This is a genomic window from Pseudomonas sp. PA-4-8C, from assembly GCF_021606625.1.
GTDB lineage: Bacteria > Pseudomonadota > Gammaproteobacteria > Pseudomonadales > Pseudomonadaceae > Aquipseudomonas > Aquipseudomonas lactis.
This window is the reverse complement of the sequence record NZ_WKCD01000472.1, coordinates 1-2,218: the sequence shown is the minus strand read 5'-3', so window position 1 is coordinate 2,218 and position 2,218 is coordinate 1. Positions and strand designations below refer to the sequence as shown.

The window sequence follows — 2,218 nt, the reverse complement described above, 5'->3', positions numbered from 1 at the left end:
CACGGGCGTTGGCCTGTTGCGTCGCCGCCAACCTCGACACGTCCAGCTGGCGCAGTTTGCTGTCGATATCGGCAGCGAGCATCCGCCGGCTGTTGGCCTGCGCCACGAGCAAGGCCTGCAGCGACTGCGGCTCACACTTGCCGGTCATGGCCTGCACGTTGTCGATGGCCTTGTCGACATCTGCCAGCAAGCGTTGCCCCTTGTTCATCAACGCCCCCAATTGCGGGTTGGCCACACGCGGCCTGGCCGGCGGCTCCAGCGGTTCCCATACACCGTCCTGCGCCTCGGTGAAGGTGGCAATCACAGTGCCTTTGTTATCCACCAGTTCCGCCGTGCCGGTGTCGCCGACCTGGGTCGGCGCCTTGATACGGGCGACGTACACATCACGGTTGCGGGTACGAATGATCTTTTTCTGTCGTGCACCCGTCGCCTGGGCTGGCTTAGCCGGCCTGGTGCCTGGTGGCGGCGCGAGCAGATCGGCCAGCGTTTGCTCCACATGCTGATGCAGGCTGGCCAGCAAGCCTTGAAGTTTTTCCAGATTGGCCAAGTCGAAGGTGTCCGGGGCCATGGCGCGCCAGAAATGAATATGGTCATCGGTCGTGGCATAGACATGGCTGAAGCTTTTGAGCAGTTCGACCCGCTCTTCACGGGTGGCGGACATGTTTTCCGGCTCGGCCAGGGAGCGACTGGCCCAGCGGGCACGATTGATCACTTGGTTAAAGCTGTCGAAAAACTCTTCCTCCAAGGGCGGGCCCTCGAGATTGATGGTGATGCCCCACAAGGTGATCAGTTGCAAGGCTTGCAGGTCGAGGATCGATGGGCGCGCCGGTACATCCGCCGCCAGCGCACGCGCCTTGTTACGCCCCAGGCGTGGCACCGCTTGCAGTTGGTCCAGGTAGGTGCGCTCCAGGGTACGCCAATGGATGGCAGACTCTTCGGCATCGACCTGTTCACGCATGCGCAGGTCAAGGTCGGCGTGGGCCTGACGGTTGAGGTCGGAGCCGGCTTCGTCTTCGCTCTCGTTCTCCAGCACCTCCAGCAGCGGCTTGATGCGATCATTGATCTGCGCCATCTGTTCACGCATGTGCACATCCAGCAAACGCAGGCTCAAAATCAGCGACTCAAGGACTTCACACAGCTCCTGCTCATAATGGGGGCGTGGCTTGATTTCACGCATGCGCATCAGCAATTGCAGTTCCTCTTGGGAACATTGCACCTTGTTTTGCAGTTCCTTGCGGTAACGCTCGCGCAACGTGGCCCGTTGCTCCTCGCTGATCTTGCTGGTTGTCTCCCTCGCCAGATGGCGTGCCACTTCCATCGTCGCGTTGGCCCTTGCCCGCCTGCGACCTGCCTCGCGGTATTGCTGCTCCAGGCTCGACAGCGACGCCTCGCCGGCCTTCAACTTGGCGTCGACGGCGGCGTCGGCATTGCCGCCCGCCAGACGCAACTGCCCATCGAAATCCCATTGCCCCTCGCCCAAGGGTTTCAACCAGGGCCCCAGGGTGCTGCCATCGGCGCTGACTACCCGCACCGCACCGGCTTTGACCGTAACGCGGTACAGCTGCCCGCGTATCAGCGCCTGCCACTGCGCCGGGGTGTGCGACGTGTCGCGCAGCAGGCCACGCTGCGGGCCGCTTTGCTCGGCCCCGGCCCATGAGCCGGAGAAAGCCCGGAGACTGAGGCCGCGCGCCCGTGCGATCTGTGCGGCATTCAGATTGCCACGAGCGTTGGCCCAGCCGGTCGGCGCGGTGAAGCGCATGGGCACTGGCACCTGCGTCGGCACCGGCGGGCTGGGTTCAGGCCGCGCCAGCGAGGCAAACACCGGCGCCTCCAACTGCAGAGGCCAAAGAGTGTCGTGGGGCGTCGCCTGATGCGCGAGGATCACCATGAGGTTGGTCAACACATCCATCACCGCCGCGCTCTTGGCCTGCGGATCGTCGCTGGCCAGGCGCTGGATATCGTTCTGCAAGCTCTCCACCAGTTGCAGCAGCCACCCGCCAAGCATCAATGGCTCGCCGGCAAACGGCAGCACGGCACCGAACAGCAACCAGCCGGCCTGCTTCAACTGGGCCCAGCGTTGCTCGACATTCGACACCGATTGCCGGTCGGCCAGTGCCACCAGTGCCCTGGCGGTGCCGTGGAAAATCAGGCTGGCGGGATCCTCGGTGCTCAGTTGCTTGCTGAGTTGCACCGGTGCAGGTTTTTCATAGGCGGTGAA

General features: G+C 63.6%; 1 pseudogene. It reads right to left on the bottom strand.

What is annotated here, in order from left to right:
• Positions 1-2,218: pseudogene (locus tag GIW04_RS30080) on the bottom strand (hypothetical protein); the annotation flags it as partial.